This is a genomic window from Polaromonas sp. P4_F9 (genome assembly GCF_056401235.1).
On record NZ_JBFUJT010000005.1, the window covers coordinates 195,904 to 221,847 of the forward strand.

24 protein-coding genes are annotated in these 25,944 nt (G+C 61.4%); 11 read left to right on the plus strand and 13 right to left on the minus strand.

Translation table 11 applies throughout. The features are described from left to right. Positions 1-12: 12 nt before the first annotated feature. Complete coding sequence (locus AC1DUB_RS06805) at positions 13-1,044, minus strand: asparaginase (protein WP_477728899.1); 1,032 nt, start codon at positions 1,042-1,044, stop codon at positions 13-15. A 248-nt stretch (positions 1,045-1,292) separates the two neighbouring features. On the opposite strand from AC1DUB_RS06805, the gene AC1DUB_RS06810 reads away from it, so the two are divergent. Further along, positions 1,293-2,201, plus strand: a complete 909-nt coding sequence (locus tag AC1DUB_RS06810; RefSeq protein ID WP_477728871.1) for a LysR family transcriptional regulator — start codon at positions 1,293-1,295, stop codon at positions 2,199-2,201. A 41-nt stretch (positions 2,202-2,242) separates the two neighbouring features. Here the strand turns inward: AC1DUB_RS06810 and AC1DUB_RS06815 are convergent, their stop codons facing one another. Together AC1DUB_RS06815 and AC1DUB_RS06820 are read right to left on the minus strand one after the other, a co-directional pair. Next, a complete protein-coding gene (locus AC1DUB_RS06815; protein ID WP_477728872.1) occupies positions 2,243-3,973 on the minus strand; it encodes an apolipoprotein N-acyltransferase in 1,731 nt (576 codons plus the stop codon). Between the two features lie 21 nt (positions 3,974-3,994). Beyond that, the gene (locus AC1DUB_RS06820; protein ID WP_477728873.1) at positions 3,995-4,849 is read right to left on the minus strand and encodes an HlyC/CorC family transporter; all 855 of its coding nucleotides are present in this window, start codon (positions 4,847-4,849) and stop codon (positions 3,995-3,997) included. A gap of 340 nt (positions 4,850-5,189) precedes the next feature. Here AC1DUB_RS06820 and AC1DUB_RS06825 point away from each other — a divergent pair, with 340 nt between their 5' ends. After that, positions 5,190-5,474, plus strand: coding sequence for a hypothetical protein (locus AC1DUB_RS06825; protein ID WP_477728874.1), 285 nt, complete (start codon positions 5,190-5,192; stop codon positions 5,472-5,474). A gap of 108 nt (positions 5,475-5,582) precedes the next feature. Here AC1DUB_RS06825 and AC1DUB_RS06830 read toward each other — a convergent pair whose 3' ends face one another. Beyond that, positions 5,583-6,320: an N-acetyltransferase family protein gene (locus tag AC1DUB_RS06830; RefSeq protein ID WP_477719096.1), complete on the minus strand. Its 738-nt coding sequence runs from the start codon at positions 6,318-6,320 to the stop codon at positions 5,583-5,585. Positions 6,321-6,586: 266 nt separating this feature from the next. After that, entirely contained in the window at positions 6,587-7,060 is a 474-nt protein-coding gene (locus tag AC1DUB_RS06835) for an Lrp/AsnC family transcriptional regulator (RefSeq protein WP_477728875.1), read from the minus strand. A gap of 189 nt (positions 7,061-7,249) precedes the next feature. Here AC1DUB_RS06835 and hppD point away from each other — a divergent pair, with 189 nt between their 5' ends. Genes hppD through phhA form a run of 3 tightly spaced genes read left to right on the plus strand, consistent with a single transcriptional unit; the run spans position 7,250 to position 10,127 of the window. Beyond that, positions 7,250-8,404: a 4-hydroxyphenylpyruvate dioxygenase gene (hppD, locus tag AC1DUB_RS06840; RefSeq protein ID WP_477728876.1), complete on the plus strand. Its 1,155-nt coding sequence runs from the start codon at positions 7,250-7,252 to the stop codon at positions 8,402-8,404. A 32-nt stretch (positions 8,405-8,436) separates the two neighbouring features. Beyond that, positions 8,437-9,261 carry a transporter substrate-binding domain-containing protein gene (locus AC1DUB_RS06845; RefSeq protein WP_477728877.1) on the plus strand — a complete coding sequence of 275 codons (825 nt, stop codon included), beginning with the start codon at positions 8,437-8,439 and terminating at the stop codon, positions 9,259-9,261. Then, entirely contained in the window at positions 9,249-10,127 is an 879-nt protein-coding gene (phhA, locus tag AC1DUB_RS06850; RefSeq protein WP_477728878.1) for a phenylalanine 4-monooxygenase, read from the plus strand. The genes AC1DUB_RS06845 and phhA overlap by 13 nt, the downstream gene beginning before the upstream one ends. Before the next feature lie 75 nt (positions 10,128-10,202). On the opposite strand, the gene AC1DUB_RS06855 is transcribed toward phhA, so the two are convergent. The 3 genes from AC1DUB_RS06855 to AC1DUB_RS06865 are packed head-to-tail and all read right to left on the minus strand — an operon-like array spanning position 10,203 to position 12,406. Further along, entirely contained in the window at positions 10,203-11,306 is a 1,104-nt protein-coding gene (locus AC1DUB_RS06855) for a hypothetical protein (protein ID WP_477728879.1), read from the minus strand. A gap of 2 nt (positions 11,307-11,308) precedes the next feature. Further along, the gene (locus AC1DUB_RS06860) at positions 11,309-12,094 is read right to left on the minus strand and encodes a DUF6065 family protein (protein ID WP_477728900.1); all 786 of its coding nucleotides are present in this window, start codon (positions 12,092-12,094) and stop codon (positions 11,309-11,311) included. Positions 12,095-12,103: 9 nt separating this feature from the next. Beyond that, positions 12,104-12,406, minus strand: a complete 303-nt coding sequence (locus AC1DUB_RS06865; protein ID WP_477728880.1) for a hypothetical protein — start codon at positions 12,404-12,406, stop codon at positions 12,104-12,106. 178 nt (positions 12,407-12,584) lie between these two features. Between AC1DUB_RS06865 and AC1DUB_RS06870 the strand changes: the two genes are divergently transcribed. The 3 genes from AC1DUB_RS06870 to AC1DUB_RS06880 are packed head-to-tail and all read left to right on the plus strand — an operon-like array spanning position 12,585 to position 17,442. Beyond that, positions 12,585-14,363 (plus strand): adenylate/guanylate cyclase domain-containing protein, encoded by a 1,779-nt coding sequence (locus AC1DUB_RS06870; RefSeq protein WP_477728881.1) that lies wholly within the window; start codon positions 12,585-12,587, stop codon positions 14,361-14,363. A 27-nt stretch (positions 14,364-14,390) separates the two neighbouring features. Beyond that, on the plus strand, positions 14,391-15,509 hold the full coding sequence (locus tag AC1DUB_RS06875) for a phosphatase PAP2 family protein (RefSeq protein WP_477728882.1): 1,119 nt from the start codon (positions 14,391-14,393) through the stop codon (positions 15,507-15,509). A 31-nt stretch (positions 15,510-15,540) separates the two neighbouring features. Continuing rightward, the gene (locus AC1DUB_RS06880; RefSeq protein ID WP_477728883.1) at positions 15,541-17,442 is read left to right on the plus strand and encodes a S8/S53 family peptidase; all 1,902 of its coding nucleotides are present in this window, start codon (positions 15,541-15,543) and stop codon (positions 17,440-17,442) included. Positions 17,443-17,455: 13 nt separating this feature from the next. Here the strand turns inward: AC1DUB_RS06880 and AC1DUB_RS06885 are convergent, their stop codons facing one another. The 5 genes from AC1DUB_RS06885 to AC1DUB_RS06905 all read right to left on the minus strand — a co-directional run bounded on the left by AC1DUB_RS06885 (position 17,456) and on the right by AC1DUB_RS06905 (position 22,326). Then, positions 17,456-18,115 carry a Crp/Fnr family transcriptional regulator gene (locus AC1DUB_RS06885; protein WP_477728884.1) on the minus strand — a complete coding sequence of 220 codons (660 nt, stop codon included), beginning with the start codon at positions 18,113-18,115 and terminating at the stop codon, positions 17,456-17,458. Positions 18,116-18,334: 219 nt separating this feature from the next. Further along, positions 18,335-19,003, minus strand: a complete 669-nt coding sequence (locus AC1DUB_RS06890) for a helix-turn-helix transcriptional regulator (RefSeq protein ID WP_477728885.1) — start codon at positions 19,001-19,003, stop codon at positions 18,335-18,337. Between the two features lie 204 nt (positions 19,004-19,207). Continuing rightward, positions 19,208-20,122: an esterase/lipase family protein gene (locus AC1DUB_RS06895; RefSeq protein ID WP_477728886.1), complete on the minus strand. Its 915-nt coding sequence runs from the start codon at positions 20,120-20,122 to the stop codon at positions 19,208-19,210. Between the two features lie 57 nt (positions 20,123-20,179). After that, on the minus strand, positions 20,180-21,805 hold the full coding sequence (locus AC1DUB_RS06900; protein ID WP_477728887.1) for a GMC family oxidoreductase N-terminal domain-containing protein: 1,626 nt from the start codon (positions 21,803-21,805) through the stop codon (positions 20,180-20,182). Between the two features lie 14 nt (positions 21,806-21,819). Continuing rightward, positions 21,820-22,326 carry a hypothetical protein gene (locus AC1DUB_RS06905; protein WP_477728888.1) on the minus strand — a complete coding sequence of 169 codons (507 nt, stop codon included), beginning with the start codon at positions 22,324-22,326 and terminating at the stop codon, positions 21,820-21,822. Between the two features lie 67 nt (positions 22,327-22,393). Between AC1DUB_RS06905 and AC1DUB_RS06910 the strand changes: the two genes are divergently transcribed. The 3 genes from AC1DUB_RS06910 to AC1DUB_RS06920 are packed head-to-tail and all read left to right on the plus strand — an operon-like array spanning position 22,394 to position 25,829. After that, positions 22,394-23,140 carry a DUF8198 family protein gene (locus AC1DUB_RS06910; protein ID WP_477728889.1) on the plus strand — a complete coding sequence of 249 codons (747 nt, stop codon included), beginning with the start codon at positions 22,394-22,396 and terminating at the stop codon, positions 23,138-23,140. Between the two features lie 58 nt (positions 23,141-23,198). Beyond that, entirely contained in the window at positions 23,199-24,884 is a 1,686-nt protein-coding gene (locus tag AC1DUB_RS06915; RefSeq protein WP_477728890.1) for an AMP-binding protein, read from the plus strand. 24 nt (positions 24,885-24,908) lie between these two features. Then, on the plus strand, positions 24,909-25,829 hold the full coding sequence (locus tag AC1DUB_RS06920) for an MBL fold metallo-hydrolase (protein WP_477728891.1): 921 nt from the start codon (positions 24,909-24,911) through the stop codon (positions 25,827-25,829). Positions 25,830-25,944: the final 115 nt, after the last annotated feature.

Here is a 25,944-nt window from a genome sequence, read left to right on the forward strand (position 1 = left end):
CCGCGTAACGAGTCAGTACTGCCAGAAAATCCGCTGCAGTTCCTTGCTGTCGAGGGTTTTGGTCATGGCCACCGCCGCCAGGATGCGCGCCTTCTGCGGGTTCAGGTCGTGCGCCACCACCCAGTCGTATTTGTCGTCGGGCTGCTCGGCGTTGCGCAGCACAAAGCCATCGGGCACGCGCGAGGAGCGAATCACCTGGATGCCCCTGGCGCGCACATCCTGCAGCGCCGGCACGATGCGGTCAGCCACCGAGCCATTGCCCGTGCCGCCGTGAATCAGCGCCTTGATGCCCGACTTGCCCACAGCGTCCAGCGCGGTGCGCGAGACGTTGCCGTAGCCGTAGACAACTTCCACCGGCGCCAGCGTGTCGATCTCGTCGATGTTGAACTCCGACTGCAGGGTATGGCGCTTGACCGGCGCGCGGAACCAGTAGTTGTTGCCTTCCACCACCATGCCGAGCGGGCCCCACTGGCTCTTGAAGGCCTCGGTCTTGATATTGATGGTCTTGCTGACGTCGCGCCCGCTCTGGATTTCATCGTTCATGGTGACCAGCACGCCCTTGCCGGCGGCGTCCTTGCTGGCCGCCACGCTGACGGCATCAAACAGGTTCAGGGCGCCGTCGGCCGACAGCGCCGTGCCGGGCCGCATGGAGCCGACCACCACGATGGGTTTGTTGGTGCGGATCACCAGGTTCAGGAAGTAAGCCGTTTCTTCCAGTGTGTCCGTGCCGTGGGTCACAACAATGCCGTCCACATCGGGCTGCTTCACCAGCGCCGAAATGCGCTTGCCGAGCTTGAGCAAGTTGTCGTTGGTAAAGCTTTCAGACGCAATCTGCGAGACCTGCTCGCCCTTGATGTTGGCCACGTTGGCCAGCTCGGGCAGGCCCGCCAGCAGCTTGTCGACGGGCACCTTGGCGGCGGCATAGGTGGCACTGTTGAGGGCAGACGCACCGGCGCCGGCAATGGTGCCGCCCGTGGCCAAAATCACCACATTGGGCTTGGCAGCCTGCGCTGCGGCAAACGTGGCCAGCACAGCCAGCCCCATGCCCACTACCAGCTTCTGGATGTTTAACTTGACTTGCATTTCGGTTGTTTCCTGATCATTGAATTAAGGCCAAGGCCAATGACGGCCAATTGGCAGGCAGCGCGGGCTTGAGGCCCGGGCTGTGCCACGATCTGTCTCCGGTCGCCGCGCTTCAGGGCGAAAGGTGGCTCATCGTAGCCACGGCAACCAGGCATGGCGATGCATAATCAGGCGCAGGGTGTGAGCAAAACTCACACCCCCTCCACGCCATGAACCTCCGGCAACTTGAAGTCTTCCAGGCCGTCATGCAGGCCGGCAACATGAGCGCGGCCGCGCGCCTGATCTGCATCACGCCTTCGGCCGTCAGCAAGACCATTGCACACACCGAGCTCCAGCTCGGCTACAAGCTGTTCACACGCAGCAAGGGCACGCTGGCCCCCACCCCTGAAGCCCGGGTGCTGTTCGACGAGTCGACCGTGATCCACCGCAAGCTCGATGAGCTCAAGCGCATTGCGCTCAATTTGCGGCAGGCCGACGATGGCCAGGTGCGGCTGGCCGCCATCCCGTCCATCTGCCACGAGTTTTTGCCGCTGGTGCTGGAAACGCACCTGGCGCGCTACCCGCGCGTCAAGGTTGAAGTGCGCACCCTGCACCAGGACCAGATGGTGCAGGCCCTGCTCACGCGCAGCGTCGACTTCGCCCTGGGCTACTACGAGCACCCGCACCCGCTGCTGACCAGCCAGATGCTGGTCAGGGGGCCGCTCTATCTGGCCGTGACGCGGGATGTCTGGCTGCGCGCGGTGCGCACGCGGCGCCTGAACCCGATGTCGTTTCTCGCCAGCATGCCGCTGATCCGGCTGGTGGGCGAAGACCCCATGTGCCAGTCGATTGACGAGCTGGCCGGCCACCTGGGGCTCACGGCGCCGGCCGGCCTGCAGGTGCACACCTCACGGCTGGCGCTGGAACTGGTCAAGCGCGGCATGGGCTGGACGGTGGTCGACTTCCTGACGGCCAGCAACCTGGATCCGTCATCCATCAGTGCCGTGGCCCTGCATGACTTCGCTCCGATCCCGCTGCAGATGTACTTTGCAACCAGCACGCCGCCGGGCCAGGACCCCTTGCGCATGCTGGGCATGCTGCCGGACTTGCTGCGCGGGGTGATGGCGTCCAGCCATTGAGCAGACCGGATATCGCGTATCGCGAGTATCGCGAGAAGGGCTCAGCGGCGGCGCAGCACCAGCGCCAGCCCCGCAATCCCCAGGCCCAGCGCCCACAGCGGCCACAAGCCATAGCGCGACACCCACCAGGCGTAGGGTGTGATGCCATTGCGCCCCTGCACCTCGCCGACCAGCGCACCACGCGTGTGCCGCGGCAGGGCATGGGTCACCTGACCGCGGTGGTCAATGATGACCGTGGCGCCGGTGTTGGTGGCGCGAAGCATGGGCCGGCTGAACTCCAGCGCCCGCATGCGCGAAATCTGCAAGTGCTGGTCAATCGCCACGGTGTTGCCAAACCAGGCAATGTTGCTGAGGTTGACGAACACGGTGGGTGCCAGCGCCGGATCGGTAAAGCGCGCGCCCAGCTCTTCGCCAAACAGGTCTTCGTAGCAGATGTTGGGCGCCAGCCGCTGGCCCTTCCAGTCGAAGGAGCCCTGCACCACGGCGCCGCGGTTGAAGTCGCCCAGCGGGATGTTCATCATGTTGGTGAACCATCTGAACCCCGGTGGAATGAACTCACCAAAGGGCACCAGGTGATGCTTGTCATACCGGTAGGGCTCGGCCGGATTGGGCGATGAACCCGGTGATGCGCCCGGTAATGAAGCCGGCGATGAAGCCGGTGATGTGCCCGCTGATGCAGCCGGCGATGAAGCCGGTGATGCGCCCGCTGATGCGGCCGGCTTGAGCCCCACCACCGAGTTGGCGTAACCCGTCTGGAGGTTGCCCAGCGGGATGCCGATCAGCGCGGCTTGATCACCCGTGGCAAACCGCGACTGCACGGCCCGCCAGTAGCCGTCGGGCAGCTGTTGCGGCAGCAGGGGAATGGCGGTTTCAGGCGCGACCACCAGCGCGGTTTTGGCGTCGCGCAACTGCTCGCCGTACCAGCGCAGCGACGTGACCACACCGGTCCCTGGCTGGAATTTTTCGTTCTGGGGAATGTCGCCCTGTAAAAGGGTGACGGGCAGGAGGGCGGACTGGTCTTTGCTGTAGGCCGCATCGGTGACCGGCAGCCACGCCACCGCAACGCTTGCAAAAACAAGGCTCAGCGCCGCCAGCCAGCGGGTCTTGCGCGCGCGCAGGCACATGGCCAGCAAGGCCGCCACCAGCGCCGCCAGAAAGCTCAGGCCATGCACACCCACCCAGGCCGCCAGCGGCCTGGCCCAGCCGTCCACATGGGCGTAGCCCGCTTCCCCCCAGGGGAAACCGGTGAACAGCTTCACCCGGGCCAGCTCGGCCAGCAGCCAGAGCGCGGCAAAAACAAGCGCGCGCTGCGCCCGCTGTGCGGGAGCCAGCACCACGAACAAGGCAGCGGCGGCGGCATAGTACAGCCCCAGAAACGCGGCGAGCAGCACAATGGCCAGCACCGTGAGCGGCGCGGCCAGGCCGCCGTACACATGCATGGAGATGAACAGCCACCAGAAGGTGCCGCACAGCATGGCGGTGCCAAACAGCCCGCCCAGCCAGGCGGCGCGCGCCCAGGACCGGCAGCCGTCCAGCTGCGCAGCCAGCAGCGTCAGCGCCAGCAGCTGCAAGCCCCACAAGGGCTCGCCCTGCGCAAAGACGAAAGGAAACGGCCATGCCAGGCTGGCGGCATGCACGCTGCCCGCCATCAACACAATGGCGACCTGAATCCAGGACAGGCGACTGCGCGTGGGCGTCTGGCCGAAGTGCTGCAGCAGCGCCGGCAGGGTGGGCAGCGCGGACATCATGCTTTGAATTGAACTCGGCTCCATCGGTCTCTTTCTTCTGAGGGCTCAGGCCCTGGCCGCAACAGGCGACACCTTGAACCAGCGCACGGCACCGCCTTTGGTGTGCAGCACCGTGAACTGCAGCCCGGCCAGCGCGTAATGTTCGCCCCGCTTGGGCACATGGCCCATCTCGTGCGCCACCAGGCCGCCAATGGTGTCAAAGTCGGTTTCGGGCAGCGTCACCTCAAACGCTTCATTGACGCGCTCGATCGAGGTGTCGCCGCTGACCCGGTAGGTGTGGTCCGAGAGCCCGAAGATGTCGCCCTCGTCCTCGGCGATGTCGAACTCGTCCTCGATCTCGCCCACGATCTGCTCCAGCACGTCTTCAATGGTGATGAGGCCGGCGACGCGGCCGAACTCGTCGATGACGATGGCCAGGTGGTTGCGGTTGCCGCGGAATTCGCGCAACAAATCATTCAGGCCCTTGCTTTCCGGCACAAACGCAGCCGGACGCAGCAGCGCCTTGATGTTGAGTTCGGGCGCGCGCTGCAGCTTGAGCAGGTCCTTGGCCATCAGGATGCCCAGGATGTTTTCCTTCTCGCCCTCGTAGACCGGAAAGCGCGAGTGGGCGGTGTCGATCACCAGATGCAGCAGTTCGTCGAAGGGCGCGTCGATGTTGATCACATCCATGCGCGGGGCCGCCACCATCACGTCACCGGCCGTCATGTCGGCCATGCGGATCACGCCTTCAAGCATTTCGCGGCTCTGGGCGCCGATGACTTCGTTGTCCTGGGCTTCGACCAGGGTTTCGATCAACTCGTCTTTGGAGTCGGGACCGGGGTGGAGCATTTCAGCGAGCTTCTGCAGAAAGCCGCGCTTGTCTTCCGGCCTGGAAGATCGACTGGGGGGGGTGTCGGACACGAAGGGTGTTCGGTAGTTGTGAAGCTGCCAAGGATAGCGCAATTCCCCGGCGTATCGGGCCATTCCGCCCCGCCGGCGTTTTCAGGCCACCGCACCCGCGCCGTGCGGCGCCGCCAAGGGCAACTTTCCCACAGAAAGGCGGCCACCCCGTCACTTCAAAACAGCCTCCTTTTCACTTGAATTCAAAGCCTGTTCGCAGGAATATCAAGCTGCCCGGTCTGGCTTTTCCGCGGGTGCGATCCAGTGGTTGGTCAAGTGGGTTTTTGCAAGAACGGGCGACAGCCCTTTCGGAGGTCTTCAGATGAAAAACCTGCCCTTGCTCAAATTTGGAATTTTCCTCATGTCCTGCTCTTTGAGCGCCCACGGTCAGCTCGGCAGGGAGGAGGTCGCCGGGCTGTCTGCCGAGCAGCTCAAGACGTCCTACCTGATGTGCGACCGGCGTGCCGCCCGCGAATTTCTTGGGTTTGCAGATGCAGTAGTTTGCTCCCACATCTCGGAGGCCCTCAAGCACAAGGTCTTTGGCGGTGATTTCGACAAACTCATCGAATGGTGGCAGGCCCACAAGCTGTCGGAGCCCTGCGCCGTCTGCCCGCCGGAAAAAATAGAAGTCCCATTCAACGAATGATGGCCGGCAGCCCGGAGGCACATGCGCCGGAGGTTGTGCGCAGGAGGTTGTGCGCAGGAGGCGGGTTGATGGCGCCGGGCACAGGCGGAAGTCGCCCCGCGCTGGCTGTTACATCGGCATGCGGTCGCGCGAATCCCGCACGCCCTGCCGGACCTCCTGAAGCACGCCCAGGAAGTCCCAGAACTGCTTGGCCTGGACCTTGAGGCGGTAGTCGGTCTGGGCGATCTGCTCTTCAACCATTTCGGTCACGCGCGAATCCAGGTCGGCCGGCGGTAGCTTGAGGTAGGCCTCGCTCTCGGAGCCATCGCGCTCAATCGTGGCGCCGGCCTTGCGGGCAATCGTGAGCATGGCGGTGTTCTCGCTCAGCGCGTGGATGAACATCATGTTGACGCCGTCATTGCGGGCATGCATCACGGCGCGGTCAAACAGGCGCGCGCCATAGCCCCGGCCCCGTGCCTGGGCCTGCACCGAAACGCCAAACTCAGCGCAGCTCTTGAGCTCCGGGTCGGTTGAAAATGCCAGGTGAGCCATGGCAATCAATTGCAGTTTGCGGTTGTAGATGCCAAAAATCTCGTCGCGCTCAAAGTCGAGCCCGTCCACGTAGCGGCGAATCTGCTCGTCGTTGGCCGCATAGCCAAAGCGCAGGTAGCGGTCATGCGCACTGAGCGCCAGCAGGTGCGTGGCGATGCGCTCGCCATGGCTGGGTCCGATGGAGCGGATGGGCACCATGACCTGCGCCGCGGGAGAAACGGCCGGCGGGCGCGCTGCGCCCTCGTCCACGGGGGGGCGAAAGAACTCCTTGCCCGCGTGGAGGGAAGCCTTCAAAAGTGCGCTGGGGGTAACCATGGCTCAAATATAAGGGTTTTCCCTAGATTTTCCAGTCGAAGGGGTTTGGAAGCACCTCAATAGGGAGGCCCACCAAAAACCACATCAGAATCGCATTTTTCCAATAAACACGCCGGATGTTAGCTAGCAAATCAATAGCAAATCCCGCCATCGACCCTAAAAATGTTGCACCGCAGCAACATTTACAGCCGCTAAATGTCTGCCACTTCCCCAAAACCGCCGGCTCCAGGCGTCCAGGCGGCTCACCTGGCCGACCTGYTGACCCGCTACAGCGGCACGGCCGTCGTCGCTTTCACCCGGTCCAGCACAAAACTGGTTTTGCAGTCCTGCACACTGGGGTGCTTGAGCAGGGTGTCCATGATAAAGCGGCTGTAGTGCGCCATGTCCTGCACCACCACGCGCAGCAGGTAGTCCATCTCACCCGTCAGGGCCGCGCACTCCACCACCTCCGGCCAGGTTTGCACGCTGGCACGAAACAGGTCCATGGGGTTGCGCTTGTGGCTTTCGGTGTGTTTTTCCAGGCGCACATTGAGGTAGGCGGTCAGCCCCAAGCCAACCGACTCGGGTTTGACCAGGGCCACATAGCGGTCAATGACCCCGGCTTCCTCCAGCCGTTTCACGCGCCGCAGCACGGCGCTGGGGGAGAGGCTGACCTGCTCGGCGATCTGGTCATAAGTCGCCCGCCCATCAGCTTGCAGGCTGCGCAAAATATGCCGATCAAGCTTGTCTAGTGTTTCCATTGACTTAATTTTGCAGGTTTATTGCGTCAATGGCAATTTACACGCCCCAGTTTGCAATAAAAAAGACAGGCTGCGCCGCTAAAGTTGGTTGCTGAAGCCGGTGAATGAAACCCGCAAACACTCGGTAGCCAATAGCCCATCAGCAATAGCCAAGCCAATAGTCAGTCGATATTTTTTACSGAGACACGCATGAACGCACCCCTATCTTTCGAAACAGGCGCGGCCTGGGACAACCCCATGGGCACCGACGGTTTCGAGTTCATCGAATACGCCGCGCCCGACCCCAAGGCCATGGGCGCGCTGTTCGAGCGCATGGGCTTCAAGCCGATTGCCAAACACCGCCATAAAGATGTGACGCTGTACCGCCAGGGCGGCATCAACTTCATCCTCAACGCCGAGCCCGATTCATTTGCGCAGCGCTTCGCACGCCAGCACGGCCCCAGCGTGTGCGCCATTGCCTTCAGGGTGCGGGATGCCAAGGCCGCTTACGAGCGCGCGATTGCGCTGGGCGCCTGGGGTTACGCCCACACCGCCGGCCCGGGCGAGCTGAACATCCCGGCCATCAAGGGCATTGGCGACTCCATCATTTATTTCATTGACCGCTGGCGCGGCAAGAACGGCGCCCGGGAAGGCGACATCGGCAACATCGGTTTTTACGATGTCGACTTCGAGCCCCTGCCGGGCGTGAGCGGCCCCGAGGCGCTGAACCCCGCAGGCCACGGCCTGACCTACATTGACCACCTGACGCACAACGTGCACCGCGGCCGCATGGACGAATGGGCCGGGTTTTACGAGCGGATGTTCAACTTCCGCGAGATCCGCTACTTCGACATCGAAGGCCAGGTGACCGGCGTGAAAAGCAAGGCCATGACCAGCCCCTGCGGCAAGATCCGCATCCCCATCAACGAAGAAGGCAACGAGAAAGCCGGCCAGATCCAGGAATACCTGGACCGTTACCAGGGCGAGGGCATTCAGCACATCGCCATGGGCAGCGGCAATTTGCCGGCCACGGTGGACAAGCTGCGCGCCAGCGGCGTCAAGCTGCTGGACACCGTGGACACCTACTACGAGTTGATCGACAAACGCATTCCCGGCCATGGCGAAAATGTGGCCGAACTGCACAAGCGAAAAATTCTGGTGGACGGCAAAAAAGGCGCGCTGCTGCTGCAGATCTTCAGTGAAAACCAGCTCGGCCCGATCTTCTTTGAATTCATCCAGCGCAAGGGCGACGAGGGTTTTGGYGAAGGCAACTTCAAGGCGCTGTTCGAAAGCATTGAGCTGGACCAGATGCGCCGCGGCGTTCTCGCCACGGCCACTGCTCCCGCCACGCAGAGCGCAAAATAAGACCTCGCCTTCCAACCTACCGGAGCCTGACCATGCCATTTCGCTTTTCCTCAACCAGCCGCCTTCGCACGTTCGCCCAAAAAATGGCGCTGGCCGCAGTGGCCTGCGCGCCGCTGATCGCCCCCCATGCGTCTGCGCAAACGGCGCCGCCGGCTTCCAGCCTGGATGCCGTGCAGAAGGCGGGGGTGCTGCGCATCTGCACACCGGGCGACTACAAGCCCTTCAGCTTCCAGAAGCCTGATGGCACCTTTGAAGGCATTGACGTGGACCTGATGGCGTCGCTGACCGCCAGCCTGGGCGTGAAGCCCGAGTGGGTCAAGACCAGCTGGTCCAACCTCATGCCCGACATGGTGGCCGGCAAGTGCGACATGGCCGTGGGCGGCATCTCGGTGACGACCGAACGGCAGAAGAAAGCGTTCTTCAGCACCGCCTACATGGTCAACGGCAAGACGCCGATTGCCCGCTGCGCCGATGTCGCCAAATACCAGACGGTGGCCGACATCGACAAGCCGGCGACGCGCGTGATCTTCAACCCCGGCGGCAGCAACGAGCGTTTTGCCCGCGCCAACTTCAAGCAGGCGCAGATGCGGCTGAACCCCGAGAACCTGACGATTTTTGACGAAATCCTGGCCAACCGCGCGGATGTGTTCGTCACGGAATCGGCCGAGGCGATCACCCAGCAAAGGCTCAAGCCCGGGCTGTGCGCCATCAACCCGGACAAGCCCCTGCAATACGGCGAAATGGCGTATCTGCTGCCGCGTGGCGATGTCACGTTCAAGGCCTATGTGGACCAGTGGCTGCACCTGGCCAAAGCCAGCGGCGATTACCAGCGAGTGGAAGGCCAATGGCTGAAGTAAACACCCACACCCCCAGCCCGGCGGTCTACGGCGAGTCGGCTCGGCCACCGCGGGGCGACTATGCGCGCGGCGGCCTGGTCCAGGCCGACTACACCTGCCCGCAAAACTACGCCGCCTACACCGCCGCAGACCACGACATCTACCACCGTCTGTATCAGCGGCAGTCGGCGCTGGTGCCGGGCCTGGCCTGCGATGAATTCATCGCGGCGCTGCCCTTGCTGGGAGCGAAAGAGCGGATTCCGCGTTTTGAGGAAATCAACGAACGGCTGTACAAGGCCACCCGCTGGGAAGTCGTTGCCGTGCCGGGGCTGATCCCTGAAGTGCCGTTTTTTACCCTGCTCGCCAACCGCAAGTTCCCGGTGACCGACTGGCTGCGCACGCCGGCGGAGTTTGACTACATCGTCGAGCCCGACGTGTTTCACGACCTGTTTGGCCATGTGCCGCTGCTGTTCAACCCGGTGTTTGCCGACCACATGCAAGCCTACGGCGCCGGCGGGCTGAAGGCCCACGCCCTGGGCGCCTGCGAACAGCTGTCGCGCCTGTACTGGTACACGGTCGAGTTCGGGCTGATCCGCCAGGCGAACGGCCTGCGGGCCTACGGCGCCGGCATCCTGAGCTCGTCCGGCGAACTGGCCTACGCCGTGCAAAGCCCCGAGCCCCAGCGGATCGCGCTGAATCTGCTGCGCACCATGCGCACGCGCTACAAAATCGATAGCTACCAGCAAACCTATTTCGTGATCGACAGCTTCCAGCAGCTGTTTGACATGACGGCGCCCGATTTCACGCCGCTGTACGCCCAGCTCAAGACCCTGCCCGAGCTGGCGGCCAACGCGCTATTGCCGGAAGATGCGGTAGTTCAGCGCTGAGAAGCCATCAAATCCAGCCGAGAAACGATTCACGCGCAAATTCCCGCCCCGGGCATAACCGCGTATGCAGGACTTTTAAGCTTGACGGCTTTTCGACCAGGCCCACAGAAAAGGGAACAACCCGGAAAGGGCTGAGTATGAAATGAAAGCCAGCCCAATCCCGCCGCCGATGGCTGCACCATGCACGATTGGCCCTGTAGCAGCACCCAACAAAATTGCGCCGGTGATCCAAACCCCTGCATGACCTGGGCTTGCGGCAACCACAATGCCCTGAAGGCGAGCAGACAGCACGTTCAATGCCAGCTCCCATAACAGGAAGCCGACAAAAAAAGCTATCACTACGCCGGAAGAGGTCATGACGAGAATACCCGCCGCAATCGCACACCCCAACCCCAGCAGACCACGAAGGCCGGATGCCGGCGCATTGCTCTTGCTGCTGTAGAGGAGAACCAGCGCAGACACCATTTTGGATGAGGCGATCACAAGCGCCGCGTCTCTCAAATCGAGGCCCCGCTGAGAAGCTGACTGCATGGCATAAGCCCAGAACCCCGGTTGCCCCACGAAGAAAGCAAAAACAACCATCAGGCCCGACCAGCTCCGTGACGTTGAGCTGGCGGCCGCACCGCCAGCCACAGGCAGGGGAGCCGGAAGGTTGCGATAAAGCGCCAGCCCAATGCACGCGGCAAGCCCAAAAGTACCGATGAGAAAGTATGCGAGCGTCGTGTAGCTTCGTTGCCCACTAAACTGCGCGAGCGCAACAATCACGCCGCTTGCCACAATCAAGGCTACTGCGAGACGCAAGGCAAAGGCCTGCGGCTTATTGGCGGCTGCGGCTGCGGTCGTGGCCCCCAAAAACTGAAGCCCCCCGCAAGCAAACCCCACCACGAACCAGAGAGCGAGAAAAAGAGGTAGCAAATTGCTGCCAATTGACAGGGCGAGCGACAAAACAATGGCACCAACAGCGCCCAAAGCGTGCCAGCGGTTCAGCCTGGACACCCGAAGTGCCGGCAGCAGCAACGCACTCGACAGCATGCCGATCAGGAATGCCGAACCCACCCACCCGGCAAAAACGATGTCAACACGTCCCTCGGACACGAGGGTCAGGACCAGGAAAGGCAATATTTGCAGGGGCAGGGAGCCCGCCGCCGAAAGCACACTGGCGCCAATCAATACACGCAAAATCAGTCCGATCCAACGATTCGTTTAGCGCGTTTTCGCACGTCTGCCCCATACCGCCCAATGTCATGCGGCCTTGAGGGCGAAACGCTGCGTACGGTACTTCCCAGACCCGCCCAGTCCTCGGGGGACATGCCGCCGATGCTGCCCTCCCGCGGCTGCAAGCCCTCGTGCTCCACAAAACTGCTCATTGCCGTGGTGTAGCTTGCGCGATGAACCGGCTGAAGCTGGAATAAAGGCTTGCCCCGGGGAATTTCAATCACCGTATCGGTTGCGCTCAACCGGATATTGATAAACAGGGGTGTCGGTTTGAACCAGTCCGCCTCGACGATGCCTTCGTAGCATGAATAAGCCCGACTCTGCGCCAGGTTTGCCAACGGACGCACCAGAACACTCCAGTCAGGCGCCGTGCTGACCAGCAACCCAGACCAGATCTGTACAACACCGGGCACAAACAGGGCAGACAAATAAGGCGGTGCGCCCCCCTTCATCTCCTCCGGACAATGCTTGTCCCAATAGGAGGAAAGTTCCGGGTCAACAACGCTGGTCAGCGGCAACCATTCGTCGCCAGCATCAAAGAAAGTTTGGGCTCCATCCCACCGCAACCTTATGTCGTGCGGGGGAAAGATGTACCACCCAAAACTGGAAGCCGCGCGCAACGCTTCGCAAAACTGGTGCGCAGCGGCCGGCATGCTGCCGAGAGCCGACTTATCGGCATGCATCGGCGAAATTGCACCCGGGCTTATTTTGTGAAAAGTAACGACGGAAGAGTTTTCACGCCCGGGCTGCATGCTCAGCACTTATTGCTCTTGCACGTGCTTTGCGATGTGGGGATGAATCACTCCGCCACCCATATTCACTTTGGTCGATTTGGCGACATGTTTTTTGACATCAGGGCTAATAATTCCACCGCCCATGTTCGCCTTCGTTGATTCAGCTACATGCTTTTTGACGTTAGGGCTAATAATTCCGCCACCGATTTGCGCAGCAGATGGCTCTTTTGAGCCGCTCGCTGAAGATTTCAGCTGCATCGAACTTTTCTGGACATGCGCCGTCACCGCCGGCGAAATGATTCCACCACCTATTTGAACTTTTTGCATCATGTAGCCTTTTTCAAGTTATTGAAGTTGCTCACCAGCGAACAACCGCTCGCAATCTACCACGCAGTTTGGCACTCACGCAACAGTATTGAGATTTCTCGGAGCAAAACCACAGGCCATGTATCCAATTCGCATCTTCTCCTCCAAAATGAGGAGGTAAATATTTGTTACGCCGCTTACGATGTCTTCCCTGATTGAACTGCCCTATTCCATGCATCGCAGCACCAAGGTGCTGCTGGTGATGGATGTGGTGGAGTCGGTCAGGCTCATGGAGCAGGACGAACATGACTTTGTACAGCGGTGGCAACAACTGGTGCAGCAGGCAGAACAGCAAATTTTGCCGCTGCATGGCGGGCGCATTGTCAAAAGCCTGGGTGATGGCCTGATGCTGGAGTTTGCCAATGCGCAAGGTGGTGTCCGGGCGGCCTTCGCCCTACAGCAGTTCAGCCAGCAGGCCAACGCCGGCCTGCGCCCTGCGCAGCACATGCACCTGCGCATGGGTGGGCACTTAGCCAGCTTTGTAACCGACCAACACGATATCTACGGCACCGATGTGAACCTGACGGCGCGCTTCGCCACGCTGGCCGGTCCCGGCGAACTGGTTGTTTCGGCTGATTTGCGCGACTGCCTGACTGCGGGGCTTGATGCCGACATTGAAGACCTCGGCGAATGCCACCTGAAACACGTCAAGGAACCCGTCCAGGCTTACCGTGTGGGCCCCGCAGGTCACGACCCGGTGGTGCACGCCAGCGACGCGGCACCGCCAGATTTTCGACCGACTGTGGCCGTCATTCCGTTTGAAGCCCGAAGCAATGAACCGGAGCATTTTGTCATTGGTGAGCTCGTGGCCGATGGCATCATTGCCCAGTTGTCGCGCAGCGCCGACCTGCGCGTCATTTCCCGCCTGTCCACTACCGCATTTCGGGGACGGGCGAATGCGATGCCGGAAGTGGAGTCCCGCCTGGCGGCCTCTTTTGTTCTGTCGGGCAGCTATGTTGCCAGCGGCGGAAAAATCCTCATCATGGCCGAGCTGGCCGATGCCCGCAAGAAGCAGGTCATCTGGGCCGATCGCCTGTCGGGCGATACCCTGGATTTGCTTCAAGCCCAAAGTGAGCTGGTCAACAACATCGCGTCAGCGGCGAGCCGAGCCCTGATTGACACCGAAGTCCAGCAATCGCTGGCGCAACCGCTGCCGCGGCTGGACAGCGGCGCACTTTTGCTCGGGGGCATTGCCCTCATGCACCGATCCTCTCTGCACGACTTTGACCGCAGCCGGCAAGTGCTGGAAGCCTTGCTGGAGCGCCACAACCGGGCCGCTACCCCGCGTGCCTGGCTGGCCAAGTGGTACACCATGCGGGTGATCCGGGGGATGAGCGACGAACCCGGAAAGGATACTCAGCTGGCACTTGAGCAGACGCGCAGAGCCCTGGATCTTTCCCCGGACAACGCTTTGTCTCTCGCGATTGAAGGCTACGCTAGATGCCAGTTGCTGGGCGAGGCAGAGGTTGCGCGGACTTGTATCGATCGTGCGATTGAACTCAATCCGAATGAGCCGTTGGGATGGCTCTATAAAAGCGTGTGGTCTTCCATGTGGGGTGGCGCAGCCGACTCCGTCACCGAGGCCGCTCACGCCTCGCAACTGTCGCCCATTGACCCGTTGAAATACTATTTTGACATGCTGCTCGCAGCGGCATTGCTTGCGAACAACGACCATCATGGCGCTATCGCACACAGCCTACAGTCGCTGCGTGCAAACAGACAGCACTCGCCAACACTGCGCGTTTTGTTAACCGCCCAGGTCGAACTTGGGTCGATTGACGATGCGCGTGTCACGTTGGGTCGCCTGCTCGCAGAAGAACCGCACTTAACGGTTTCGGGCTACCTGGCGATGGGCAGTGGACACAGTGTTACCAGAAAGCGGTGTGCCGCAGCATTAAGGCTGCTCAGCGTACCTGAATAAAGAAGCAAACATTACAAGGAGCTAAGAATGTCTGAATTGTCTTCAATGGGTGGTGGGTTTGGTGGGGGGTTCGGCGGAGGTTTTGGGGGTGGGTTTGGTGGGGGGTTCGGCGGAGGTTTTGGGGGTGGGTTCGGCGGAGGCTTCGCCGAGGCGCCAGAATCTCCACTCGTTGCCAGCGCCTTGACGCTGAGCCGGGCAGCGTTGGTTGGGCCTTTTCAAGGAGACACCTTGCCCATCAATTTGCCGACGCCGCTGGATACACCGGAACGATTAGCAGACTGGGCTGTAGGCCCCCGCTTGCAGGTTTGCGAACTTGATCTTCTGGCAGGATTGCACTTCACAACTGATCAGGCCAAGGAAGCCGTGGCCTTGGCATTTGTAAATCTGAATAAAAAGCCTCTCAAAAGCCAAAATTTAGTGAAGCTCGTGCGGCCCACCGCAAAAGTTTTCAAGAAGCAGTTGGAGCTTGTTGCCAACTACGCACAACTTCGCGAAGACCGCGGCGGAGAAATCCTCGCGCAGATGGGCGGTGCGCTGGATTTTTACGCCTCCATCGTCGGCCTTCAGCCGCACCGTCATAAGTACACGATCGAACTACTCGCTTTGGCAATGTCACTCGCTACTCATGTAGAGATGCGTTTCAAGCACGCCTTTGCATGCCCTCGCCCCGTTGAATTGTCGCCCCAGATTCAGCCCATGATTCCCACGCCGGGGCATGCAAGTTGGCCCAGCGGGCATGCCACCGAAGCATTCATGGCTGCGACCTTGCTGCAAGCTTTGATCCCTCAAGGCGAAAAGTACAAAGAACAACTTGAGCGACTGGCGGCTCGCGTGGCCGTTAACCGAACGGTTGCCGGCCTGCATTACCCCGTCGACAGCGCGGTGGGGCGCTTGCTCGGTACGACTTTGGGTGAGTTCATGGTGGCCCGCTGCATGGGCAGTTCAAAACTCCACCAACGCGGCTTTGACGGCCCCAAGTTTCATGATGCCAAAGGGCATGCAGTGGACTTCGACCTGCGTGTTTCCATGACTGACAACAAGAGCGGCTACTACCAGTGGCTCTCGTCAGCGGGTACGGTGGCCGCGTCGCCGCTGCTGGCCTTCATGTGGGACAAAGCCGTTAAAGAATGGCAGCCGGTCAAGTAAGCAGATAAAAAATACAAGCGGAGCACCTGCCATGACCATGAAATGGACTGCCCTTCCGACAGGAAGTTTTACAAACATCGACTGGGCCAAGCCGGGCGCTACCACCGGCTTCGACCCTTATCTGGTGTGGGCTGAAGCGGATCAGTTCTCTGGCTATGGAAAACACAAGCCCAAGTGGTTATCCTTGGCCATTGAGCTGACACCGGGCACCAGCGTGGCCCAGTTTGAAGCGGCGGCATCACCCGCCTGGCTGCATGTGCCGCCGGTGTACACGTCACAAGCAGCCCCTGTCGGCCTGCGTTTTTGCACGGCAAAGGTAAAGCCGGCCTTTTTCAAGCATATCCAGCCCGGCGGCTCGCTGCATAAGCTCGTCAAGCGGTTTGAGTTGGGCATGACGCTTGGTAAGGATATGGACGACCCCAAGGCCGCAGGCGCGCCGGCTTACGCGCCAGCCGGCCCGCGGTTGAAAGGCAAAGTTCTCGGCCTGATTGATGGCGGGCTGGCCTTTGCCAATGCCAACTTCCTGACGAAACAAAACGACAAGGGCAAGGCCCGTACGGCCTATTTCTGGCGGCAAGATCAGCGGGGCAAGGGCCCGTCGCCAGCCGCCATGGGCTACGGACACGAGCTGACGGCGGCAAATATCGACCAAGCATTGCAACACCATACCTTCAACGGCCTGGTTGATGAAGAGGCGGTGTACCGGCATTTCCGGATGGGCATGGAGCTTGAGAAGCGGGTGAGTCATGGCTCCCATGTGCTGGATCTGGCGGGTGGGCCGCGCACCCTGCAGGCGCAAGTGGCCGGGCCAGATGCCCCGCCGAGCTGGGCCCTCGCCGATGACGACGCGAGCCGCGCACCCATCGTGGCGGTACAGCTGGACTGGGGTACCGTTAAAGACACGTCAGGCGGCTCGCTGAACGTTTATGTTCTTGATGCCCTGATGTACGTCCTCTCGCGGTGTGAGGCTGAAGCCAAGCTGGCCGTCAACCTGAGCTGGGGCACCTTGGCCGGCCCGCATGACGGCACGTGCCTGCTGGAAGCTGCCATGGATCAGCTCATTGAACTCAAAGCCGGGCATCTGCAAATTGTGCTGCCGGCAGGAAACAGCTACCAGAGCCGCACGCATGCCAATGCAACGCTATCAAAAAATGAGCAAATTGAGCTTAATTGGCGGGGACAGCCGGGTGATTCGACCCAGAATTTTCTGGAACTCTGGGTGGAGCAAGGCCACGAGGGACTGGAAATCGAGGTGACGCCCCCCGGACACTCTGCACTACCGCCTCTACAGTTCGGTCGGTCCGGCCTATGGACAAACAGCGGGGGCAAACCACTGCTGGCCCTGATCTACCCAGCGAAGGTCGCGACCGGAGAGCATGGAACCTGCGCCCTGCTGGCCGTCGCACCGACGTTCAGTTTTGACGAAAGCACAGCGACCGCTCCGAGTGGCACCTGGAAAGTCGTGATCACCAACCGGAAAAAAGGCGCCGCAACTTTTGATGCCTATGTAGAGCGCGACGACGACATACTTCAACTTGGCACCGGCGCCAGGCAGTCGTACTTTGAAGACAAATGGTACGACACCAGCGGAAACCCCGATTCCTTCGTCGACCATCCCGGCAATCCAACGCCAATACGCCGCAGCGGGAATTTCAACAGCATTGCCACGGGCAAAAAAACCCTGACGGTGGGCGGCATTCGCCTCTCAGATGGCAGTTGGGCCCGTTATTCGCCACGCAAACCCGATCCGGACCAGGCGAGGCCGCAGCGCCCAGGCGTTGTCAAAGTACCGGAGACCCAGGCCGCCAGCGACGAAAATCCGGCATTAACCGGCGTTCGTGCAGCGGGCACGCGCAGTGGGGCGGTAGTACGGATGCGGGGAACCAGCGACGCGGCACCTCAAGAAACGCGCCAGACCCTCAACGCGATGTAGCCATTGAGGTCGACTACCAGCGCTGGGGCAGCTTCTTGAGCAGCGTAATGCGCTTGGTTTCCATCTCGATGTAGCCGCCCTTTTCCAGGTCCTTGAGCAGGCGGCTGACCATCTCGCGGGACGCGCCGACGCGGCTGGCGATTTCCTGGTGCGTGATGGCTTCGAGCGTGACGCCGGCAGCCGTGGTGCTGGTTGTCAGGCCATCCTGCTTTTCAAGCACCGCGATGAGCCGGCCATACACGTCCAGCAGCGCCATGTTGCGCGCAGCCTCGGTGGCGTCGCGCGCGCGGCGGATGACCCGCATCACCAGGCTAAGAGCAAACTCGGGCGCGCTGGCCAGGTGCTCACCCACTTCGGCGCGGTTGACGACGGCACAGGTGCAGGGCTCCACGGTGATCACCGACGCCGAGCGGGGCCCGCCATCAAGCGACATTTCACCAAAATAATCACCCGCATAAATCCTGCCGAAAGTGATCTCCCGGCCGCTTTCGTCCATCGAAAATACCTTGACGCTGCCCTTGAGCACCACAAACAGGCTGTCGCCAATTTCGGCCTCATTGATCACCACAGCTTTTTTGGGATAGCTGCGCACCACGCCGCGCATGGCGAGCGCATGCAATTCGGGGGTCAAATGGGCGTACAGATCCTCGCCTGAGGCGGTAAATGAACTCATGATGAGTCGTAATCTAGCACGTTAGCGTCAAAAAGACGGACCGGAGCCTTTAAAAGCGCATGCTGGCGCCTGCAAAACCGGTCTTTTGCTGGATTCGGAAGCGCCGGAAGCTCCTCAACACGGCTCAAGCCGTCCGGCAACACCCTGAGCAAGGCGCCAACCTGCCGGCAGCAGCAGGTGAGCAGGTGGAGGACCTTGGGTCACGTCACACCATAGCCCTCAGTGCATTTGCCCCAGGGGCAGGGGCGCAATGGGCGGCAGGATGGCCACCCGGTTGACCAGCTCGCGCACGCCGCTGGAAGCGGTTTTGATGCACAGGCTGCGCACGTGGCTGCGCACGGTCGACACGGCGACCTTCATTTGAAGGGCGATTTCCGGGGTGCTCAGGCAGCGGCACAAAAATGCCAGCACCTGCTCTTCGGTGTGCGTGAGACCATGGCTGCGGGCAAAAGAGCTGAAAACGCCCGAGTCGCAGACGCCCGGGCGCGACAAAAACAGCGCGATGCGTTCGCAGGGCACACCCATCTGGCGATTGAGGGGGATGACGGCCAGCATGACATCCGCGCCGCTGGCCGTCAGCTTGAGCAGGCTGCGCTTGCCGTCCACGGCTTTGCCCAAGGCAACCTGGAGTGCCGTGGCATCGGTGGATGAAACGACTTTGAGTTCACCATGACTGGCGTTCAATACAAAACCACGCGCAAGCTCGCGGCGTGCCGCCTGGTTGGCGTGGAAAATCCGGCCCTGCACGTTGGTGACCAGCACACCATGGGCCAGTTCATCCATCAGCAAGGCCATCAGGTCCGGTTCATTGTCCGTGGCCGCATCCAGGCCACCGGGAGCCAGCGGCAGACTGGCATTTAAAAGGCCGTTTTTCAGTATTGTTTGCATATTCCAGGCACTCCATCCTCTAAATAGATGAGCGTAGAAAGTCACAGCTGATCTGGATAGTGAATTTGCCTGCCGATTTTTGTGCGAAATTACCATTGCCATGGAAGTGGTCCTGACCCCCCTGGCCCACCGCCAGCGCCGGGGCATGCGTTGCCCGCGGCTTGATTGGCATCTCACCGGCCATACAGCCGGCATGGCCAAAGCTCAGGGCGACGGATCGTCCAGCATGGCCAGCGTGGCATTCATGACGGGCGGCAAAAACGCCAGTTGCACGTGGGCGGCGCCGCGCACCAGCCGGTTGTCGGCGCCGGGCAGGGTGGCGGTCGAGGCGGGAAACACGATGTTGTCGCAGTTGGAATACCAGCAGGTAAACAGCGTGTGGCGATCCTCTGGCATCTCATGGTCCAGCTGCGCCTGCCAGTCGGACAGCAAACGCATCTGGCGGCTGTTATGGCCATGCCCAAAGCGCGCCAGCCAGGTGCCGCGGTGCGGCGTTCCTATAGTCACCACCTGGAACACCCGTGCCTCGGCTTTCATGTGCTTGAGCCAGGCCCTGGCGGCCAGCCCGCCCATGCTGTGGCAGACCAGCAGCGGCGGCAAGCCGGTGGCACGGGTGACCTGCTGGACGGCGTCGTCGATTTGCAGTGCGTAGTCGTCAATCGATCCGAACAGGGGCTCCAGGCTGAGGGCGACGAAGGCGTGTCCCCGGCCCTGCAGGCGTTGCAACCAGGGAGTCCACAGACCGCGGTTGCAGAAAAAACCATGCACAAACACCACGCCACGCAGCCCGTGGACCACGGTGTGCGGTGCAAGCTGGTCCGGGATGGCATTGGCGCGAAAGGGCTGGCGCCAGCAGAACACCTGCGGCGCCGTGCCTGTTTCGCCCAGCCAGGCACGCAGGAGTTCTTTCCAGGTGGCCTGAGGCACCGGCACCGGGTCTGCCTTGTTGATCACCCGAAGCAGCATGAATTCGAAGGCAAGAAAGGCCGCATGGCCCAAGGTGATGACCAGGAACCCCGCCATGGCCAGCCAGGGCCTGCTGCTGCCGAAGTAAAGCAGCCAGCCGCAGGCCGCGGCCACCAGGGTCAGGGTGATGAGTCTTTGTAGATGTGCCAGCATGGAGCAACAAGCGCAGGCCTGCAGTATCTCAGGCCCTTACCTCAGGCCCGCAGGCCCTCAGGCCAGTGCGACATCCCGGCCGGACAGCCGTTTGGCCAGGTCCTGCGCGAGACGGTTCACCGCACCGTAAATCGACAGCTGCGGATTGGCACCGATGCTGGTGGGAAACAGGGAGCCGTCATGAATCGACAGGTTGTCCAGCTGCCAATGCACGCCGTCGGGGCGCGTCACGCCCAGGCGCTCGGCGCCTGCCAGTCCGCAGCCACCCATGACGTGCGCGCTCACGACCTTGGTGAGCCGGGGTTTCATCGGCAGTGCCTTCACGGCTTCACGGGCCTGCGCCCACGAGGTGTAGGGCTGCGCCATTTCATGCAGGGGCAACACCTGCCGGGCACCGGCGGCGAACTGGATCTCCATCATGGACAGCAGTGCACGGCGGCCGCCCTCCATCACATAGTCCGTCAGCGGATAGTCCAGCACGGCGGAGTCGTCATTGCGCAGCTTGACCTTGCCGCCGGGCGACTCCTCATGAAAGCCGTCGCGCAACAGGGCCAGCAGCGTATGGTTGTGTGGAAATAACTTGAGCAGATCATGCTGCCCCTGGCCGAAGCCTGGCACCGTTGACGCAAAAATCACCGGGTGCAACGGCGGCGCCTCCAGCTTGTAGCCGATGGGGCCGTCCAGCGCCTGGGTGTCCAGAAAATGGTCGGAGTAGATGGCTTGCGGCGCGCCATTCCAGGCCTCCACCTTTTGCTCGAACACGCTGGAAGACATCACCACCGGATGCAAAAAGGTCCTGGCACCCAGCCGGCCGTGCGGGTCGGGCGCGCCCGAGCGCAGCAGCACCGCCGGTGAGTTGATTGCGCCGCCGGCCAGCACGTAGTGTTTTGCTTTTATTTTTATAACCTCACCTGATGGATTGACAGGGGCCAATGCCCCATTAGGCGCTACGGCCCGGCAAATCAGCGCCGTCACCTTGCCATTGGCGAGCTCAAACTTCTCGGCGCGGGTTTCGGTTAACAGCTGCGCGCCCCCGTCGAGCGCGGCGGGAATGGTGGTGACCAGCATGGACTGCTTGGCGTTGGTGGGGCAGCCCAGCCCGCACGAACCCAGATTCCAGCAGTCTTTGACATTGCGTGAAATGACGGCGACAGGAATCCCGAGCGCGGCCGCACCGCGGCGCAGCAAGTCGTTGTTCTCGTTGGGCGCGACGCGCCAGGGCTGGATGTTCAATCGCTGCTCGGCCTGCGCGAAGTACGGCGCCAGGGCTGGGGCGGTGTAGCCGCCCAGGCCAAACCGGTCTTGCCAGAATTGAAGCGTGGCGGGCGGGGTGCGAAAAGAACTGGTCCAGTTGACCGTGGTGGAACCACCGACGCAGCGCCCCTGCAGGATGTTGATGGCCTTGTCTTCGGTTTTGCGGGCAGCGCTTTCCTGGTAGAGCGAAGGATACGCTTCGGACTCCTTCTGGTTGAAGTCGCTGCTGCYCTTCAAGGGCCCCTCCTCGATGATGAGCACCTGCAACCCGGCCTTGGCCAGCAACTCAGCCGTGATGCCGGCGCCCGCGCCGCTGCCAATGATGGCCACATCGCAAACAATTTTTGCCGGGACAGGGCCCAGCGCACCACCCGAGACTTTCCAGCCGCGCTGAATGCCCTCGCGGATCGGATCCCTCATTTGACTCATGCCGGTATTGATCCTCAGATTTTCAGGGGGCCGGGATACCCCAGCATGGACCAGTTGGCCTGATCCGAGAAGTAGGCACCCGCCGTGATGTCGTGGAGCGCCGCATAGGCCTGCTGCCGCAAGGCGAGGCTGGACAAGCGCATGTTCTGCAGCACCTGCTGGATGTCGGCGACAGTCGCCTCGGCCCACGGCTGGGCAAGGCCGGCAAATGTGCGGCGACCCGCCGCGCTGGCCAGCAATGACAGCAGTTGCGACAACTCGCTTTGCGCGTGAGGTGGTAGTGATTGCACGAGGGCATCAATCCGATGGAGCAAGCCCTTGAGCGCCATCTGGCGTGCAGCGGGATCAACCGGCAGGCTCTTGTCGAGAACGGCTTGGGCGACGGCCGTAAACACGCCCCGCCCGGCGGAACTCAATGCGCCGTCCTCGAGCCCGGGCTGCAGCAAAGCCGCAGTGCCGCCGGCCAACGCGAGCACGGCCGCCGAGGCCATGCCGAGCTTGAGAAGCGTTCGCCTTTGCATGCGGGAAGTTTCTCACGGGCTCCCTGGTTTCAATAGAGCACCATACCTAGATAAACTCCGGGTTTGTATGGACGCAACTGCAAACGACATTCGCGACGCACTGCAGGCTGTGGCCGGGATTCGGCAGTTGCACGCGGCGGATCCCTCACTGGCGCGGACCAGCGCTGAAATCAAGCGTTTTCAGGCGCGCCGCTTTGAGGCCACTTACGTTGACCTTCTGCACAGCCCGCGCTATCAAACCGCTGCCTCCTTCTTCCTGGAGGAGCTGTACAGCGACCAGGACTACACCGAGCGTGACCAGCAGTTTGCCCGCATCGCCAACACCATCGCCAGGATCTTTCCGCAACCTGTTGTGAACACGGCGGCTGCGCTGGCCGAGGCGCATGCGTTGACGGAGAAGCTGGACGACCTGATGGCCCGGCAGTGGCTGGCTGACAAGTCGGCCCCTTCGGGCGGCAGCGAGTGCGCGCGCTACATCCGGTGCTGGCGCCGCGTGGGGGACGCGGGTGCACGGCAAAGGCAGCTCGACATGGTGCTTCACCTGGGGCACGAATTGAACCACCTGACACGCACGCGGGGACTGCGTACGCTGCTCAAGATGATGCGCCGGCCGGCAGCCGCTGCAGGGCTGAGTTCGTTGCAGCATTTTCTTGAAGCCGGCTTTGACGCTTTCGCCGACATGCGGGGGGCGGACGACTTCCTGAAATTGGTTGCCCAGCGCGAGACGGAGTGGATTCGTTCCCTGTTTGAGGACGAAGCTGTCACGTGCGAGACCCAATTGAGCCATTTGCTGGCTGCCGGTGCACCGCATTAGGACAAGCCCCATGGGCCTTCGTCTGCAGGGCTTACACAATGAGCCGCAAGGAGTTTGTATGAACAGGCATTGGCTCAAAAGTTACCCCGATGGCGTCCCACACGAGATCGACCCGGAGCAGTTCCGCTCGCTCAACCAGCTGCTGGAAGATTCTTTCAGGAAAAATGCGTCGAAACCCTTTTCGGTCTGCATGGACCGCTGGATGTCTTACGGACAACTGGATGAGTTGTCATCGGCCCTGGGCGCCTGGCTGCAAAATCTGGGGCTGGAGCCGGGCGCACGAGTGGCCATCATGCTGCCCAACGTTCCCCAGTTCGCCGTAACCATGGCCGCCGTGCTGCGTGCCGGCTACACCTGCGTGAACGTGAATCCGCTCTATACCGCGCGCGAACTGGAGCACCAGCTCAAGGACTCGGGCGCCACCACGATTGTCATCCTGGAAAACTTTGCGGGGACGCTGGCCGACGTCGTTGAGCGGACACCGGTCAAAAACATCGTCATCGCCTCCATGGGTGATCTGCTCGGCTTTTGGTACGGCGCCTGGATCACCTTCGCAGTCCGCCATCTCGCCAAGCTGGTCCCGGCGTACAAGCTGCCGCTGGGTGAAGGCCGCACCGTGACCACCTTCAGCCGGGCTCTGGCCGAGGGAGCCCGGCTGCCGCTCACGCCTGCGCAAAGCAATCTGGATTCGATCGCCTTTCTGCAATACACCGGCGGCACCACAGGCTTGTCGAAGGGGGCAGTCCTCACGCACCGCAATATCGTCGCCGCCATCTTGCAGGCTGAAGCCTGGTTCACCCCTGCGCTGCGGCGCATCGGTGATGTGAGCACGACGAACAACATCGCGGCGCTGCCGCTGTATCACATCTTCGCGCTCACCCTGTGCCTGCTCACCATGCGCTGGGGTGCGCACTTGACACTGATACCCAATCCGCGCGATTTCGGCAAGTTCATTGAAGTGCTGAAGAAGCGGCCCTTTCACCTGCTGCCGGGAGTCAACACCCTGTTCAATGCCTTGCTGCAGCACCCACAGTTCAAGACCGTGGATTTTTCCAGCCTGTGCGTCTCCCAGGCGGGTGGCATGGCGGCGTCTGCGGGTACCGCCAGGCACTGGCTGCAAGTCACCGGCTGTCCCATGATCGAGGGCTGGGGCATGAGTGAGACTTGCGCCATCGGAACGAACAATCCCGTGACGAACCGGGAGTTCACCGGCACGATCGGGTTGCCACTGCCCAGCATTGAACTGGCCATCAAGGACGAGGACGGCAACACCCTTGCGCCCGGCGAGTCGGGCGAGATCTGCATCAAGGGGCCGCAGGTGATGACCGGCTATTACCGCCAGTCAGACGAAAATGAGAAGGCCTTTACCCGCGACGGCTTCATGCGCACGGGCGACATCGGCATCATGGATGAGCGCGGATACACCAAAATTGTGGACCGCAAGAAAGACATGATCATTGTTTCGGGATTCAATGTATTTCCGAATGAGCTGGAGGACGTGATTTCCTTGTGCCCGGGCATCGTGGAGTGCGCGGCCATTGGCATTGCTGATGAAAAGCAGGGGGAAGCCATCAAGGTGTTTGTCGTGAAGAACGACCCTACGCTGACTGAAGACGATGTGAGCGCCTATTGCAAAGAGCATTTCACGGGCTACAAACGCCCCAAGTACATCGAGTTTCGCGATGATCTGCCCAAATCCAATGTCGGAAAAATCCTTAGGCGCGAACTCCGCGCAACGGCCTGAGGCCGCGCCCACGGTTGCGTTCTGATGTCTAGTCAAACTTTGCCTCGCGGCGTGCACGTTTTTGAGCGTGGCTGGCTGTCTTCCAACAATATTTTGTTTATGGCTGACGAAGAAAGCCTGCTGGTGGACAGTGGCTACTGCACCCACTCAGCGCAAACGCTGTCGCTGGTTGAGGCGGCACTGGGTGGCCGAAGCCTTGGTTTTCTCGTCAATACTCATTTGCACAGTGATCACTGTGGCGGCAATGCGGCTTTGCAGGGCCGTTATCCGGATATGAAGACATTGATCCCGCCCGGGCATGCGCAGCAGGTGGCCCAATGGGACCCGGTGGCACTGACCTATCAGCCAACCGGGCAGCTTTGCCCGCGCTTCGGGTTCGACCAGACGCTTCAGCCAGGAACGCAAGCACGGTTTGGCGCCAGCGATTGGCAAGTCCATGCGGCAACCGGGCACGACCCTCACTCACTGGTGTTTTTTGAACCTGCCGAAAAGGTGCTCATATCTGCTGACGCTCTCTGGGAGAACGGCTTTGGGGTGGTCTTTCCGGAGCTGGAGGGGGTCGATGCTTTTGCGGAGATGGCCGCAACACTGGACATGATTGAGCGCCTGGCTCCAAAAACCGTGATCCCGGGGCATGGCCGGGTTTTCGCCTACACCCCCGAGGTCTTGGCTCGCGCACGCCAGCGCCTCGACGCCTTTGTCAGCAACCCTGTCAAACACGCACACCATGCGGCAAAGGTCCTGCTCAAATTCAAACTGCTCGAAACACAAAGGCAGTCTTTTGACGGATTCGCCCAGTGGGCCGCCAGGACGCCCTATTTCATATTGCTCAATGAACGATTTTTTGGAAACGTCCCCGTTCGTCCGTGGATCCGCGCGCGCGGTGCTGAGCTGGTCAGCGCCGGCGTGGCCCGAAGAGAAGGTGCCTATCTGCTGAATGCGTGACCCGCGCGCGCGGTGCTGCTGAAGCAGCACCATGAGCCTGATGCTGCGGTCTTATTCCAGGCAAGTGAAAAAGTGAAATGCAAAAAAGCCCACATCATTGGATGCGGGCTTCTTA